This window comes from Cohnella caldifontis (assembly GCF_029360585.1).
GTDB classification, from domain to species: Bacteria; Bacillota; Bacilli; order Paenibacillales; family Paenibacillaceae; genus Cohnella; species Cohnella caldifontis.
In genome coordinates, this window is sequence record NZ_JAQZSJ010000011.1 from 120,060 (window position 1) to 135,692 (window position 15,633).

15 protein-coding genes are annotated in these 15,633 nt (G+C 56.6%); 10 read left to right on the forward strand and 5 right to left on the reverse strand.

Annotated elements, in window-relative coordinates; translation table 11 throughout:
* Positions 1-281: 281 nt before the first annotated feature.
* Positions 282-4,274: an S-layer homology domain-containing protein gene (locus PTZ19_RS16240; RefSeq protein WP_276356120.1), complete on the forward strand. Its 3,993-nt coding sequence runs from the start codon at positions 282-284 to the stop codon at positions 4,272-4,274.
* 80 nt (positions 4,275-4,354) lie between these two features.
* Here PTZ19_RS16240 and PTZ19_RS16245 read toward each other — a convergent pair whose 3' ends face one another.
* Together PTZ19_RS16245 and PTZ19_RS16250 are read right to left on the reverse strand one after the other, a co-directional pair.
* Positions 4,355-5,242 (reverse strand): sigma-70 family RNA polymerase sigma factor, encoded by an 888-nt coding sequence (locus PTZ19_RS16245; RefSeq protein WP_276356121.1) that lies wholly within the window; start codon positions 5,240-5,242, stop codon positions 4,355-4,357.
* Between the two features lie 227 nt (positions 5,243-5,469).
* Positions 5,470-5,880, reverse strand: a complete 411-nt coding sequence (locus PTZ19_RS16250) for a winged helix-turn-helix transcriptional regulator (protein WP_276356122.1) — start codon at positions 5,878-5,880, stop codon at positions 5,470-5,472.
* A gap of 115 nt (positions 5,881-5,995) precedes the next feature.
* On the opposite strand from PTZ19_RS16250, the gene PTZ19_RS16255 reads away from it, so the two are divergent.
* On the forward strand, positions 5,996-6,415 hold the full coding sequence (locus PTZ19_RS16255; RefSeq protein ID WP_276356123.1) for a cupin domain-containing protein: 420 nt from the start codon (positions 5,996-5,998) through the stop codon (positions 6,413-6,415).
* 101 nt (positions 6,416-6,516) lie between these two features.
* Here the strand turns inward: PTZ19_RS16255 and PTZ19_RS16260 are convergent, their stop codons facing one another.
* Complete coding sequence (locus PTZ19_RS16260) at positions 6,517-7,092, reverse strand: TetR/AcrR family transcriptional regulator (RefSeq protein WP_276356124.1); 576 nt, start codon at positions 7,090-7,092, stop codon at positions 6,517-6,519.
* Between the two features lie 189 nt (positions 7,093-7,281).
* Between PTZ19_RS16260 and PTZ19_RS16265 the strand changes: the two genes are divergently transcribed.
* Positions 7,282-8,757: an MFS transporter gene (locus PTZ19_RS16265; RefSeq protein ID WP_276356125.1), complete on the forward strand. Its 1,476-nt coding sequence runs from the start codon at positions 7,282-7,284 to the stop codon at positions 8,755-8,757.
* A 7-nt stretch (positions 8,758-8,764) separates the two neighbouring features.
* Here the strand turns inward: PTZ19_RS16265 and PTZ19_RS16270 are convergent, their stop codons facing one another.
* A complete protein-coding gene (locus tag PTZ19_RS16270) occupies positions 8,765-9,076 on the reverse strand; it encodes an ester cyclase (RefSeq protein WP_276356126.1) in 312 nt (103 codons plus the stop codon).
* Positions 9,077-9,330: 254 nt separating this feature from the next.
* Here PTZ19_RS16270 and PTZ19_RS16275 point away from each other — a divergent pair, with 254 nt between their 5' ends.
* From PTZ19_RS16275 to PTZ19_RS25445, 3 genes are all read left to right on the forward strand, one after another.
* Positions 9,331-9,873, forward strand: coding sequence for a dihydrofolate reductase family protein (locus tag PTZ19_RS16275; RefSeq protein WP_276356127.1), 543 nt, complete (start codon positions 9,331-9,333; stop codon positions 9,871-9,873).
* 236 nt (positions 9,874-10,109) lie between these two features.
* Positions 10,110-11,129: an aminoglycoside phosphotransferase family protein gene (locus PTZ19_RS16280; protein ID WP_276356128.1), complete on the forward strand. Its 1,020-nt coding sequence runs from the start codon at positions 10,110-10,112 to the stop codon at positions 11,127-11,129.
* Positions 11,130-11,282: 153 nt separating this feature from the next.
* The gene (locus PTZ19_RS25445; RefSeq protein ID WP_422615009.1) at positions 11,283-11,624 is read left to right on the forward strand and encodes a DUF4362 domain-containing protein; all 342 of its coding nucleotides are present in this window, start codon (positions 11,283-11,285) and stop codon (positions 11,622-11,624) included.
* Positions 11,625-11,763: 139 nt separating this feature from the next.
* On the opposite strand, the gene PTZ19_RS16285 is transcribed toward PTZ19_RS25445, so the two are convergent.
* Positions 11,764-12,528 (reverse strand): SDR family oxidoreductase, encoded by a 765-nt coding sequence (locus PTZ19_RS16285; protein WP_276356129.1) that lies wholly within the window; start codon positions 12,526-12,528, stop codon positions 11,764-11,766.
* 144 nt (positions 12,529-12,672) lie between these two features.
* Here PTZ19_RS16285 and PTZ19_RS16290 point away from each other — a divergent pair, with 144 nt between their 5' ends.
* The 4 genes from PTZ19_RS16290 to PTZ19_RS16305 all read left to right on the forward strand — a co-directional run bounded on the left by PTZ19_RS16290 (position 12,673) and on the right by PTZ19_RS16305 (position 15,152).
* Positions 12,673-13,197 (forward strand): DinB family protein, encoded by a 525-nt coding sequence (locus PTZ19_RS16290; RefSeq protein WP_276356130.1) that lies wholly within the window; start codon positions 12,673-12,675, stop codon positions 13,195-13,197.
* Positions 13,198-13,271: 74 nt separating this feature from the next.
* Positions 13,272-13,763, forward strand: coding sequence for a DinB family protein (locus tag PTZ19_RS16295; RefSeq protein WP_276356131.1), 492 nt, complete (start codon positions 13,272-13,274; stop codon positions 13,761-13,763).
* A 55-nt stretch (positions 13,764-13,818) separates the two neighbouring features.
* On the forward strand, positions 13,819-14,820 hold the full coding sequence (locus PTZ19_RS16300) for a helix-turn-helix transcriptional regulator (RefSeq protein ID WP_276356132.1): 1,002 nt from the start codon (positions 13,819-13,821) through the stop codon (positions 14,818-14,820).
* Positions 14,821-14,885: 65 nt separating this feature from the next.
* Positions 14,886-15,152 carry a sensor domain-containing protein gene (locus tag PTZ19_RS16305; protein WP_276356133.1) on the forward strand — a complete coding sequence of 89 codons (267 nt, stop codon included), beginning with the start codon at positions 14,886-14,888 and terminating at the stop codon, positions 15,150-15,152.
* The last annotated feature ends 481 nt before the right edge of the window (positions 15,153-15,633 follow it).

Here is a 15,633-nt window from a genome sequence, read left to right on the forward strand (position 1 = left end):
GCTGGGTGCCGATCGGAACTACGGTTAACGGATTCACGGGAAACTTCGACGGCGCGGGGCATGTCATCCGGGGGTTGACGATCCATCGTCCCTCAGAGGGCTTTGCCGGCTTGTTCGGGGCAATCGGCGACGGAGGGACCGTCCGGAACGTCGGACTGGAGAATGTCTCCGTTACCGGTCAAGACGCGACGGGGGCCTTGGTAGGATACGCCTTTCCCGGCAGTACCATTATCGGTTCGTTCGCCAATGGTTCCGTTCACGGCGCCGAGGCAGTCGGGGGATTGGCTGGACGGATCGATGGAACGCTGAGCGGCTCCTACGCGACTGGCTTCGTCAGCGGCAATACTAGGGTCGGCGGGCTCGTGGGCGTAAATAGGACAGGCGGAATCGATCGTTCCTACGCCGATAGCGTGGTAAGCGCGAGCGGGGGCCCTGCAGGCGGGTTGGTGGGACTTAATCAAAGCGCTGCAATCAGTCTATCTTATGCTACCGGTTCCGTCGACGGCAGCCAGGCGGCAGGTGGGTTGGTCGGGGTGACAATGAACGGCGCCATTAGCCAGTCCTATGCCAGCGGCGCCGTTGGGGGCAGCGGCACGAAGGGCGGGCTGGTCGGAAGCAATAGCGGCGCTCATATGGTAAATAATTATTGGGACAAGGACTCGACCGGCCAAGCGGTGATATGCGGAATCGATGCGGGCGGTTTTGATTTTCAATGCGAGGCGACCGGCCTCAGCACCGAACAAGCGTTGACGCAAGCGAGCTATTCCGGCTGGAACTTCACGGACGATTGGTTCATGATCGACGGTTCGACGCGGCCGTTCCTGCGGTCGGAGTGGTCGCAGTCGATCGGCAATGCCCATCAACTGCAACTGATGGCGATGGACCTGACGGCGGATTACACGCTGGCAAGCGATATCGATTTCGGCACGACGTTCACCGACGGCAACCGTTCCGACATGTGGGCGACAAGTGCCGGAGCAGGGGCGGGGTTTGCGCCGATCGGTCGGGACCCCATTAACGCTTATTCAGGGGTATTCGATGGAAAAGACTTCACCATCCGCAATCTGGTGATCAATCGTGCGGGAACCGATAATGTTGGGCTGTTCGGCATGATCGTGTCTCCGGGCGTGATCCGCAATGTCGTACTGGAAGAGGGTCTTGTGAAGGGCAGGTCCAACACCGGCGGACTGCTGGGTTATATCAATACCGGCAAAGTTGAAAAGTCGTACGCGGCGTTGGACGTGGAAGGCAACGAAAATGTCGGTGGATTGGTGGGCTATCAATATGGGAATGAGTCCACGATTACGCTGTCCCGCTCCTCCGGAAATGTAAGCGGCGTTCGTTATGTAGGCGGACTTGCGGGCTACAGCATTAATTTCAGCCAAAGCGAAATGATCAGCCAGTCATACGCAACCGGCAATGTCAGCGGAACCGAGTCTGTTGGCGGCCTTGTCGGGATTCTCGACACCGCCGGTATAACGGCTTCTAATGCCACCGGAAACGTCACGGGCACGTTTAATATCGGCGGATTGATTGGATTCATTTCGCAAGGAAAGGTGAACCGTTCGTACGCGCTTGGTCAAGTCGATGGCGACAGCAGCGTCGGTGGACTCGCAGGATACATCTATAATGGAACAGTTGAGCAATCTTATGCGGCCGGAGATGTCGAAGGCAGCAATAATAATGTCGGGGGCCTGGTGGGGTATATGTTCCCCGGAGTCGTCAGGCAGTCCTATGCGGCCGGTGCCGTCTCCGGTACTTATGCGATCGGTGGTCTGGTAGGACGCCTTGATTTAAATAGCTTGGTCGAAGATGCTTACGCCATTGGTTCCGTTCGAGGAAATTCGGAAGTCGGCGGTCTGGTGGGACGGCATGTCGCTGCGATCAATCGGGCATATGCCGCGGGACGCGTCACGGGTACAGGTTCGGAAATTGGAGGGTTAGTGGGGAGGGATTTCAGTCCAACATCCACCATATCCTCAGCATACTATGATGCCGCAACGTCTGGTCATGGAGGCGGAAACACGACGGCGGTAATGAAGCGGAAGTCTACTTTCTTAGGGTGGGATTTTGGCAATACCTGGATGATTGAGGAAGGGAAAACGTATCCGGTCCTACAAGGAATTACCGCCAATCTCGGCAAGGACGTTGCTCCGCCAGCGATCGCGAACGCCATGGTGCAAATCGGGCGGCCCAACATCATCACAGTGGCGTTCGATGAAGAAGTCAGCATGCCCAGAACAGGCGGGTTTACGGTTAAAGCGGACGGCTTGGACGTAACGGTTACCGGCAGCTCGATGGTCGGGTCGAGTACGATAGAACTTACGATAAGCGCCTCTTTACGGAAAGAACAAGACATCCGTCTGTCCTACGATTCGCAAGCAGGAAGCGTCATGGACCTGGCGAGTAACCCTATGTCCAGCGTATCGGAGTATTGGCAGCCCACGATCGCCATCGGTATGAGGACGACGGCTGACGGCAAAGCGTATCCGGACGGAGAGTGGACGAACCAATCCGTGACCGTAACTGCATCCGTCTACGATAACAGAGGAGTTACCGATTTCATTTATTCGCTGGATGGCGGTGAGACATGGACGGATTACGCTTCAGATATCGAATTGCAAGAGGACGGCGTGTATACGATCGATTTCAAAGCAATCAATTCGGCGGGGATCGAAAAAGTAGAACAGCGAACGGTGAAGATCAGCACGAACGGGTTGACGTTAACGCCGACGTTGGTGAAAGCCGATGGCAGTCCGTATGCCAGCGGCAGTTGGACGAACCAGAGCGTAACCGTCAGCGTGTATGCGGGGACGGGAGCGAGCGGTATCGACATCCTAATCTACCGCAAGGACGGCGGGGATGAGATACCGTATAGGAACGAGGATTCGATTCCCGTATCGGAAGATGGATTACATGCTTTCACCTTCCAAGCGCGGAACAAGGCGGGTAATTCGCTTGAATACAAATTCGCGGTGAACATCGACAAGACGGCGCCGTCCGTCACGTTTGCGCCGAACGGCAGCGATACGGCTGCGGTCTCTGCGGCGCCGACCGTCTCGGTGAGTGACGCGTTAAGCGGTCCGGACGACACTTCATTGCAATACGCTTGGACAACAGAAACCACACCGCCCGTCGAGGGCTGGCTGCCGTTCACGAACGGCACCGCGTTGAAAAAAGAGAATGCGAACGGCGATTGGTATTTGCATATCAAGGCACGAGATAAAGCGGGCAACGAGAGCATCGCGACGTCGAACCGGTTCCGGCTGGCGACCCGGAACGATAGCGATAGCAGCGATTCATCCAATGGATCCGAACCCGTTCTGCCCAGCAATACGTACCAGATCGGACTCGATGGCGGATCCGTGCCGTTCGAAGGCGGAGAACTCTCGTTCCCTGCCGGAGCGATGGACCGTCCATTCCGGGTGACCATCGCGGAAATAACCGATATTGCGAATCTCCCGCTGGCGGATGGGGAACGCCTGGTCAGCCGCGTGTTCGAATTCAAGAAAGACGTGCCGGGCAAATTCCTCGCGCAAGTGACCGTCAAGCTGCGCCTGAACGCAGATGCCACGCGGCAGGATGGTACCGAGTTCTTGCTCTGCTGGCTGGACGAAGCGTCCGGGAAGTGGGTGGTTCTGGGAGATCAGCGCGTCGACGACGAGAAAGGCACGGTCAGCGGCACGACCGACCATTTCACGAAGTTCGCGGTCATCGCAAAGCCGTCGGCTCCAGGCGAGCCAACCCTGCCATTCACGGATCTGAAGGGACACTGGGCGGAAGCGGCCATCTTGAAAATGGCGGGCGACGGAGCGGTCAGCGGGTATCCGGACGGCACGTTCCGGCCGGACCGCACGATTACCCGGGCGGAATTCGCTTCGATCCTGGCCGCTGCTCTGCAGTGGTCGCCGACATCAGGCAAAGCATTCGCGGATACGGAGAAACATTGGGCTCGCGAAGCCATCTCCACGGCATATGCCCAGGGAGCGATTCGGGGATACGACGACGACACCTTCGCGCCCGATGAGCCGATTACAAGGGAGCAGATGGCCGTCATGGCGGCGAACGTCCTGCATTTGGAGAAACCTCAAGCCGTACAGCCTTTCGCGGATGGGGATCGAATCTCCAAGTGGGCACGGGATGCGGTCGAAGCCGCGGCGCAGCGCGGGATCCTCTCGGGATACCCGGACCAAACGATGAGGCCGCAAGCCCATGCGACCCGCGCGGAAGCGGTCTTGGTAATTACGCACATCTTGGAAAAGTCGAACAATTAACACCGGATTCGATTCCCTGCGACTAGCAAAGGGCTGCCACGCGGCAGCCCTTCCCTTTTGATATGGCTCAATAGCGAATTTCAATCGTTTAAATCGGCGATATCGAGCCCGCGAAGGCATGCCTGGTCGGCAATCATGCCGATCTCGCAGATCCTGCCATCCACAACCGTGAATTCGAGAATGAATATCGGTTGTTCCATAGGACCCGCGATGACGCCTGCCGATCCGTTCACGAGCACCGTCTTCATGCCGCGGGCACGTCTGGCGAATTGATGAGCCTGATTGGCCACGGCTTCCGAACCGCGTACAATCGGCACATTCGCGACTGGAGCGAATGCGGGGTCGTTCCGAAGCACGACGTTCGGGTCCAATACCGCGAGCAGTTTCTCGAAATCTCCGTCACGCGCCGCGGCGAGGAAGGCATCGACAAGCTCCCTTTTTCGCTGAAGCCCCGCCGTTTCCGAAGTCGATTCGGCTCCCTGGATTCGGCGGCGAGCGCGGCTCGCCAGCTGCCTCGCTGCGGCTTCGTTGCACCCGATAATGATCGCGATCTCCGAGAAAGACAAGGCGAATATATCGTGAAGCACGAACGCAATGCGTTCGGCGGGATTCAATTTCTCGAGGACAACGAACATCGCATGACCGACGGAGTCAGCCATCAGCGCTTCATGCTCGGGATCGCTTCCGTCTTGATGACCGGTAACCGGTTCGGGTGCGCGATCCCTCGTAAGCTGTTCACGCCTCGACTTGCGCGTTCGCAGCATATCCAGACACACCCTCGAGACGATGGTGGTCAGCCATCCTCCTATATTCTCGACTTCGCCCGTATTGGAGCGGGTAAGACGGATCCAGGACTCCTGCACGGCGTCATCCGCTTCGCTCCGCGACCCGAGCATCCGGTAAGCCACCGCCTGCAAATGATTCCGATGCGCCTCGAATTGTTCGACAAGCCAGTCGCGATCGTTCATGCGCCGCAATCCCTCCCTTCGGTTCCGATTTGTTTACTTATTTGTCGTAGGGAATTCCGTAAATGTGACGGAGAGGGCAGAAAAAATTTTTTTCGATCAATCGGTCACGTTTTCCCGCGGACTTACGACATCGTTAGCGGCAAGGGGCAAAACGGCACGTCGAAGGCCATCCTTTGCGGGATGGCCTTCATTCATGTTTGATCGAAGTCGCCGCCGGGTACCGGTATTCATTTCACATCGTCGAAATTCCGCAATAGGCGCTGCTGCAGCGCATTCTCGTCGGTTGTCAGTTCCATCATGATCGGTATGCTTCGATCGGTATTCGGGTTGTATTTTAGGCCCCAACGCATAATGGCAAATACGACCGGCAACAAATCGAGAGCTTTCTGCGTCGGCCGGTACATCGTTTGCGCGCGGTTCGTCTCGCCTTCTATTTTGACGAGCAGGCCCTCTTCAACGAGCGATTGAAGCCGTGCGCTCAATATATTGGTCGAGATCCGCTCGCGCGAAGCCAGGAACTCGCGATAATATCGCTTATTGTGGATGAGGACGTCGCGAAGGATGACCAGGCTCCAGGGATCGCCCCAGAGGTCGAGCGAATAGACGATGGGACAAACGGTGGGGGTTCGCTTTTTCATGTTTCGATTATACGAATCGTGCTTGCATTCCGCAAGTTTGTAATTGCAATTTGCAAGTACGAAGATTATACTTGGTGAGAAGTTAACCAATCGAAGATGGAAAGGAAGTTTGCGAATGAATGGAGCGAATTTCAGCGTGGTGGAAGCAGGCCCTTTTAGCGGTCTTTTGACCCTGTCGAAGGACCCCATGCCAGGCAAGTATTTCCTGAAGGACAGGCTTGGACTAACCGGCATGGAGGTTTCGCTGAACCAACTGCCGGAGGGAGGCTCTATTCCGTTTTATCACGCCCATCGCGAGAATGAGGAGCTATATCTATTCATCGGCGGCCGAGGTCAGTTGCAGGTGGATGGACGGATTATTGACGTGAAGGAAGGAACGGCCATTCGGGTTTCGCCTGAAGGCGAACGCGCGCTTCGCAATAACGGCACGGGCGATTTGTATTTCATCGTCATTCAAGTCCAATCAGGCAGTCTCCGCCAATGGGTGGAATCGGATGGCGTCATCATCGATAAACCGGTGACCTGGCAAGAATAGGATCAGGACTACATAGACAGACGAATCCCTCCCCATTCAGGATAAAACGAAAGCAACAACGTGAAACGGAAGGGATTCGTTAAGGTACCCGCGATGTTCCGTCAGCCCGCATTAAGCTGCCCGTCGATCAGGCTTAAGGCAGCAGAGGAGAACGTTTCGGGTTTGAATTCGGATTTGTTGATATAAGCCACCATTGCAGCCCCGCTCCATAACATGCGCAGCTGCTCGGCCAATTCGCGGGGATCGGGCAGTCCTGCTTCTTGAGCCATGGATTCGACTACAGCCCATACATGGTTGCGGCTCTCCAGCGCCTTCCGGTGACAAGGGTGCCCGATCTCCGGGAATTCCACGATCGTATTCATGAACGCGCATCCCCTGTAAGAAGGGCGGCTCATCCGCTCCGCGATCCGTCTCATCAGGAACCGAAGCTGATCCAGCGCGGATTCCGGATGCCGCTCGCGGGCTTCTTCAACATGGGCCAAGCTGCGCATTCGATGAAGCTCCAAATAGGCGACCACCAGGTCGTCCTTAGTCGGAAAGCTCCGGTAGAAGCTGGCTTTCGCCACCTCCGATTCGAGGATGATCCGGTCGATGCCGACCGCCCGCACCCCCTCTTGATAGAACAACTCGTTCGCCACCCGCAGAATGCGCTCCTTCGCGGATTCCTTCTTTTCCATCCCGCAACCCCTCCTGTGAACAAATAATTAATCGGCGACATTAAAAAAATTCCATGGGAGTTGTTGACATGAGACAGATCTGTCTGTATCTTTATGGCATGAGATGAGACAGAACTGTCTCCCTCATTTTAAAATTGGCAGCGGATCCCTGTCAATGCTCCAAGATGAAAACGCGAAAGAGGTGCACGGATGAATCAAGCAAGCGGCAACAATCACCCGGTCGATCCCAGAAGATGGATGTCGCTGTCTATCGTCATTTTGGCCACGTTTATGGTGGTATTGGATACGTTTATCGTGAATGTCTCGCTGCCGTCCATCGCGCAGGATCTGCATACCGACTTCTCCGAGCTTCAACTCATCGTGGCGGCTTACGTGCTCGGCTATGCCGTCTTGCTGGTCACAGGCGGGCGAATGGGAGATCTCTACGGCCGCAAAACCATGTTCCTGCTCGGAATGGCCGGATTCGTCGCCGCATCGGCATGGTGCGGCCTCTCCGTGACGCCGGATATGCTGATTGCCGCACGGTTCGCGCAGGGAATCGCTGCCGCCGCCATGTTGCCGCAGGTGTTGTCGCTCATCCACGTCATGTTTCCCGCAGAGGAAAGAGGAAGAGCGCTGGGCATCTATGGAGCGGTGTTGGGACTTGGAGCGATCGCCGGCCAATTGGCCGGGGGGCTCTTGCTTCGGGCGGATTGGTGGGGGCTGGGCTGGAGACTGGTCTTTCTCGTGAACGTCCCGGTCGGTCTCGTCGCTTTCGCGTTCGCCGCCGGGATGCTGAGGGAATCGAAAGCTTCGGTGAAGAACCGGCTGGATTTCATCGGCGTCGTCTTGCTGGCTGTCGGACTCGGGCTGTTCATCTATCCCTTGGTTGTCGGTCGGGAAGCAGGGTGGCCGTTGTGGGCCTTCTTCAGTCTCCTTGCGTCATTGCCCGTTGTCGCCGGATTCGTTCGCTACGAGAATCGGCTTGTTCGCCTGGGGGCGGTCCCGCTCTTGCCCATGGAACTGTTCCGCAACCGGTCTTTCCGGCTCGGCGTGATCATTTCCCTAGCCTTGTACAGCGGCAATGCGTCGCTGTATCTGCTCTTATCCGTATTCATGCAGGAGGGAAGAAACGCGGAACCGCTTCAATCCGCCTATGCTTTCGTCCCGCTGGCGCTCGGGTTCTTCGCGGCTTCGCTGCTGTCGCCGCCGCTCAAGAAGCGCTGGGGGAATCGCGTGCTGCTTGCCGGCGCTTTGCTGATGGTGCTTGGTTATCTCATGCTGATTGAGGCCGCGGGTCGGATGAGCGGACTGGGCATCGGGGAAATGTTCGTCCCGCTTCTCCTCGCGGGATTGGGCCAAGGCGCCGTTACTTCGCCGCTGATCCAAACGGTACTAAGCGGAATTCAGGGCAAGTACGCCGGAGCGGCCTCCGGGGTATTCAGCACGTTCTCCACGGCAGCGCAGGCGGTCGGCATCGCGGTCATCGGAACGATGTACCAGATGCTGCTGGAGTTTCATGGCGGCGAACCGCTGGGGGAATCCGGCATCCGTACGTTTCAGGGAACGCTGGTCGGAATCATTTTATTAGCCGCGGCAACCTTCTTGCTGTTGGCCGTGCTGGATCGCAAGCCGGGTAAACAGACAGCGTTGGCGCGGAAAAGGGAACTAAGCAAGCAGGAGTAATCGGCATTTAGGATTTGGATTCGATCCCGGTCCACATTTCCGTCATCCTGCCGTTCCCTACGCGAATGAACCACATCACCGGGGAGACGGAGCCTTCCTGCTTTACGTCTCCGCGAAGGGCGACCAGGTCATCTTCGCCGATCATGCTCCGAATGGAAATGCGGAAGTCGGGAATCGCATTCCGGACCCGGAGCACCGCGGCCTTCACGCCATCGGCATCCGTAATCTCCGGATGCGCATGATCCTTCCAATTTAGCGCAAGCGCTTCGTCCGCGATCGCCGTGTTTCCCGTATTCCAGCCGAGATTTGTTAGGATCATTGTACTTTCCCGGCCGGGAAGAAAAAAGCGAAATTTGGAATGGGAGAGGCTTCCGACGGAGCTAGGCGCCGAAGTGGCGACGGGCGATCCGTTGCAGCGGGAATCGCTGGATCCCGCGGTTCAGGGCGTGGATGCAGTGGTCCATCTGGCGGCATATTTTTTTAAATATTCTGTTGCAGGAATATTCCAAGTGTGGTATATTGATTTCAGCGCAAGATTCCAATCCAATTCCAACAAAAAAAGGAGAATGCAAAATGAGAAAAGTCGTCGTTTCGGAGTTCGTATCGTTGGACGGTGTCATGGAAGATCCGCAGTGGACGTTCCAATTCGGCAGCGAAGAGCAGCAACAGTTCAAATACGAAGAGCTCAAAGCGAGCGACGCCCTGTTGCTCGGCCGCGTGACGTACGACGGATTCGCCGCCGCTTGGCCGAACATGCTGGAGCAGACCGGCGAGTACGGCCAGTGGATGAACGGGTATCCGAAATACGTCGCGTCCAAAACGCTCGAACGGGCGGACTGGAATAACTCCAGCATCCTGAAAGGCGATCTCGGCCGCGCCGTTGCCGAACTGAAGCAGCAGCCCGGGAAAGATATCCTCGTCTTCGGCAGCCACTCCCTCGTTCAATCGCTGACGAAACTGGGTTTGGTGGACGAATACCGGCTCATGGTGTTCCCGATCGTGCTGGGCAAAGGGAAGCGCGTTTTCGACGAGGGAACGGAGCTGTCCGGTTTGAAATTGTCGGAAACGAAGCCGTTCGGCTCGGGCGTGGTCGTGCTGACCTATCGGAAAGCATAAGGAGCCGGCAAGAAGATCCTCGATCCCGATCAGTTTCCTCGGCGCTTACTTCGGCACGAAGCTGTCCAAAAAACGGGCGGACGAGAAGCGGCTCACGGAAATCGTCGTGAAGACGAATGTCGGCGTATAAGAATGACCATTCGGGCAAAGAACGCAAGGGAAAGCCGGGGACCTCAAGCGGGGGGCTCCCGGCTTTTCTTCTATGATATAATTTCCAGAAAAGGCGGTGAAGGTTAGTGCGCGAACCTAAACCCAAGTGGCGGGATGTCCCCGTAGAACTGCGTAAGCAAGTTGAAGAAATAATGGGCAGCTCGATCCGCACGGCAACCCAAGTATTTGGCGGGTATGGGCCGAGCGCAACTTTTCGGATATTTCTAGAAGACGGAAGAACTTTGTTTGCTAAAGGAGCAGGCCTGGGATCCGTTCCGGAGAATTGGAGGGTGCTTCCGACGGAAGAAACCGTATATCGCGAGGTCGCCGCGATTTCCTCGATATGCCCCCGCTATTTCGGATCCGTGAAGGTTGAAGGATGGCATCTTCTTTTGTTGGAAGATTTGAAAAATACCAAGAAGGTTCCGCCATGGACGGAGGAGCTGGCGCTGCAAGCCATTCGGGATATCGCCTCCTTCCACGCCAGGGGACACTCCGATAATGGCAAAGTTAAATCGATGGAAAAAAGCGGCTTTGCCGATAACTGGCTAAACATCAAAAACCGTTCGGATGAACGCAACGCTTTTCTTGGACTTTTTCGGGAGCGGAGAGACGAAGCGGAGGCGTGGCTGGATGCGAACATGAATTCCTTGGTTCAGTTTGAAGCAGGGCTTCTGCGCCCAGATCAACCTTGGGGGTTCATCCATTCCGATATCCGTTCGGATAATCTGCGCTTCAGGGGCGGTACGACGGTGTTATTCGATTGGGCGTTGGCATGCAGCGGACCGTTCATGTTCGATGTCGGCTTTTTCTTTCCAAGCATCGAAGGGGAGGGAGGACCAAGGGCGGAACGCTTATTGCCGGAATATAAAAGGGTCATGGCTTCACATGGAATCGAATTCCCCGCTTTCTCGGAACGGTCTGTTGCCGTTGCCGCTGCGGGTTATTTTGCGACAAGGGCAGGGAAGCCGCCCATCCCTCAACTTCCACGCCTTAGAAGTATTCAGCGTCTCCAATTGGGACCTGCATTACGATGGACATCCAACCTTCTCGGTCTGCCTCAACCGCCGCTCATAAATTTCAATGAAATGGTTTCGTTGAGGTGAGTTGATGATGCGTATACGCAAAAACTTGTCGCGATTTTAGCTGTTTCCTCTGTCAGTGGTTGTTCTTCATCGTCTTCTTTAAGCAAAACGGGTACTCTCCCGGAAGTCGAAAAACCGTACCCTCCTGAAAAAGCCATTGAGAATGGCGATGTCGTGAATGTGCATGGCAAACTTTCGAATAAAGTTGGATGGCAGCATTTTTTAAACAACTTAGCACTCAAGAAACCCGATTCCATTCGAATAACCAGTTACACGGTTGAAGGAGCCCCGGTTTTTGACGAGTTATTTTTCAATGGAGAACGAATTAAATACGCTTACGATAATTCAATGGATGGTTTCGCGGGACAAGGAAAGGGAAGACGGGAAACGTTGTGTACGGGCATAACAAAGAAACAGGTGAATGAATCAAAAGGTAAGGTATACGTGCTAGTTGGATGTCAGTCTGAAGCACTTGGCAACACCTTCTCCTTCGACGACTCTCCGTTGATCCGATAGTTGAATAGAAGCAGCGGCAGTCCGTCCAGGCTGCCGCTGTTACTGCTTCCGGGGATGGGAACCTCCGAGCGTCGATGACCATGAAGCCTTGGGCTCATTGAGGTTTGGCGAGTGCAAAGCTACTGCCATTGAATCGATCTCACAGATGTGATCCGCCGCTGGCGTCGATGCACTGGCCGGTGACCCATCGGCCTTCCGGCGAGGCCAGGAAAGCGGCGACATCCGCGATATCTTCCGGCTGACCCCAGCGGCCGAAAATCGAAAAGCCCGCGCCGAACCGGTATCCGTCGGGATCCCCCAACATCCCGGCGTTCATGTCCGTCGCCACGAAACCGGGCTGAATCGCGTTGATCGTAATACCGCGGGGGCCGAGTTGGCTGGCCAGGGATAGCGTCAGCGCGTTGACCGCCGCTTTGGTCATGGTGTATGCCGGAATGCCCGGCAAGGAGATGCGGGTAACGGCGGAGGACAGGTTGAGGATGCGGCCATCGTCCCGCAAACGCGGAAGCGCTTGCTGCGTGAGGAAGAACGGCGCCTTCACGTTGACTCTCATGATGGCATCGTATGCTTCCTCGGTCGTTTCCTCAATGGAAGCGGCCAATCCCATCCCGGCGTTATTGACCAGGATATCGAAGCGAAGGCTGCCCGTTCGACGGGTCAATTCCGAATCCAAAGCGTCGAACAGAGTGCTCACGCCGTCAAATGAACCGAGGTCCGCACCCAGCGAAAACGCCGTTCCCCCTTTTGCCTCGATATCGCGCACGACCTCCTCGGCGCCGTCGCGGTTGTGTCCATAATGGACCGCCACGAGCGCCCCTTCTTCCGCGAAACGTCCCGCGATCGCGCGTCCGATTCCCCGGCTTGCGCCCGTTACGAGCGCGACCTTCCCTTTCAACTTTGCCATGTTCGCACAGCCTCCTTTTCGATCTCGATTTCCGTTATAGCATGGGCGCGTTTTCGAAGTGTTGCGCTCCAATTCCGCCCGCGGGGAGGAAATCGGGGAACTTCGGCGAACTTCATTTCTAAAACGCTGGTGGGAGGATGCCGCATGAATTTTCGCCTGCCGGAAGCGATCGAAATTCTGGAACGCACGCCGGGGACGCTGAAGGGCTTTCTGTCCGGATTGTCCGACGGCTGGCTGGAATGCGATGAAGGAGAAGGGACTTGGAACGTTTCCGAAGTGATCGGCCATCTGATCGAAGGGGAGAAAACGAATTGGATCCCCCGTCTGGCGTTCATTTTCGAGGAAGGGGCGAGCCGTCCGTTTCCCGCCTTCGACCGCTTCGCCCATCTCAAGGAAACCTCGGGGTGGACGATGGAGCAGAAGTTTCAGGAATTTCAAACGTTAAGGACGCAAAACGTCAACCGCCTTAAATCGCTGATAACGTCAGATGCGGACCTGGAACGGACGGGCACGCATCCCGCGTTCGGTGAAGTGAAGGCGCGGGAGCTGCTTTCCGCATGGGTGGTCCACGATTTCACGCATCTGGCGCAGATCGTCCGGGTCATGGCTTGGAGATACCGGACGGACGTCGGGCCGTTTCAAGCTTATTTAGGGATTTTGAATCGCTGACCATAACTGTCAGTGACCCCTGGTTATACTGACTCCTGTAAGGATCCAAATCCGATTGCAGGAGGAAAACGGCCATGTTTACGGAAGTCGAAAAGTTCGTGTCGGAATGGGAAAAAGAAGCGAAACGGACGGAGGACGTCCTGGACCGGTTGACGGACGAATCGCTCGGGCAGCCGGTGACGGAGGGACGGCGGACGTTAGGCGATATCGCCTGGCATCTCGTCGAGTCCTTCCACTACATGTCTTATTTGGGACTCGACATCGGGGCGCCCGATAAAGGGCAGCGCGGCACGGCTAAAGGCATTGCCGAGGAATACCGCAGGATGAACGGGATTTTCCTGAACGCCGTGAAAACGCAGTGGAACGACGAGGCGCTTCGGCAGGAGCAGGACGTGGGCGGGGAAATTTGGAACAACGGGGCTTCGCTGGCGTTTACGATGATGCACCAAGCTCACCATCGGGGGCAGATGACGGTGCTCATGCGGCAAGCCGGTCTGCGTCCTCCGGGCGTATACGGGCAGGCTTACGAAGATTGGATCGACCAGGGAAAAACGCCGATGGCGTGACGGAATCGGGTTGAAGGAGCGCCGCGGCAGCCGTTGATGGGAGGAAGGTTCGGGGATGTCCAAATCGGATAACATGCTGTCCATCCTCTGGATGCTGCGCTCGGGAAGACGGATGACGGCGAAGCAGCTCGCGGAGGAGTTGGAAATCCATATCCGGACGGTGTACCGCTGCATCGACTCCCTGTGCGCCAGCGGCGTTCCCATCGTCGCGGATTCGGGGCCGGGCGGAGGCTACCGGATCCACGGCCCGTTCGCGGATTCTCCGTTGCTGTTCGATCTGGAGGAGCAGAAGGCGCTTGTCCACGCATCGGTATTCGCCCGGGAGGCCGGCTATCCTTTCTCGGACGCGCTGGAGCGGGCCATGGACAAGCTGAGGCGCTACGGGAATCCGGAGCAGGTCGACCATTTGGAACGGCATAGCGTCGGCGTCTCCGTCATCCATCCTCCGATCGACGGGAAGTACAAGGCTTTTCTGCAGACGCTGGAAGAGGCGGCGGCAGCGGGCCGGTCGCTGGAAATGGAATACGACAGCGGCAAAGGCGAGTCCCAGGTTCGCGGTTTCGACCCGTACGGCATCGTCTATTGGAAAGGAAATTGGTACGCGGTCGGGTTCTGCCGCCTCCGCCAAGCGCTGCGCAGCTTCCGGGTGGACCGCATCGTGCGGCTGGGCGACGCCGGGCAGACGTTCGAACGGCCGTCGTCCTTTTCCGCCAAGGATTTTCTGCTCGGGAACTTGCTCCCCGGCGACTCGGACGCGGAGCAACTGGTCACCGTGAGGATCCGGGGGATGGAGCAGGTGCTGAACGAGCTTTGCGGGCATTGGCTGTTCGGACATGCGCTCGTGCGTAGAGAGGCGCAAGAGGCGGTTTTCCGCCTGGATCCTTCGTCTCTGCAGGTGTACGTTCCCTATTTTCTGCTTCCATATGGAAGAGCGCTGGACATTCTCGAGCCGGTTTCCCTTATCGAAAGGATGGCGGAGGTAAGCGCCGGCGTCGCCGCTCACTATGAGGCGATGGCTGGAAGGGGAACGGCGCGGGACGCATCGGAAAACGCATAAACCGGTTATCAATGGATGCCGTGTTCCGGCTTGAAACCTGCGGGGAGGGAAGGACCTAGCGTGAAGTGGGGTTCGTCGTTCTGAACGAGCCGATCGGATTCGTCGTGTCGTTCGCCACCCTATATCCTTGGGTTCATACCGCATACAGTCTCTCTTATCCCGTCGTTTACTGGAACACGAAGTTCACGGAAGACGCATGGGGCGGCCCTTCGTGGCTAGGGGCCGTGTTGGTGCATTTCTTTCCCGGCGTGATTCTGCTTTTCCTGGCACCTTGGTGGATTCGAGGCGTTGCCAGGCTTCACGGTAAGTTCGTGGAGCTCATGCTCGGCTAAGTTCGAAACCCGCTCCGGAACGTCAAATTCGAAGCGGGTTTTCTTATCGCCAGAATTTATAACTTTTCGGGGTGAAGTCAAGCTCCATCCCTTTCTTAGAGTGACCGACGCCGGCTGCCCCATTCGCGGAGGCGGTAAGGCTAACGGACACAGCGGACGCTATGGGGGGCGCTTCTCGGCAAAGCGCATTTTAACGGACACAGTTGCGCTTATTGGGTGAAAAGCTCCACGAATAACCGTAAAAGGTTACGGATAGGGGCCGCTGTGTCCGTTACGTTTTGAAAATGAGGGGATTTGATCCAATAGCGGCTGCGGTGTCCGTTAGAATCAGAACCCGTGACGGGAAGGTTGGGGATTCGGGTTTTAGGGATTGCAATTGTCCAAATTACCGGAAATTGGGAAAGGGGTGAAGCGTGACCTTGGGCCGCATCAGTAAACGTTACCCAAATCAGGGGATAGTTTCCGGTTAAGCTTGCCGCGC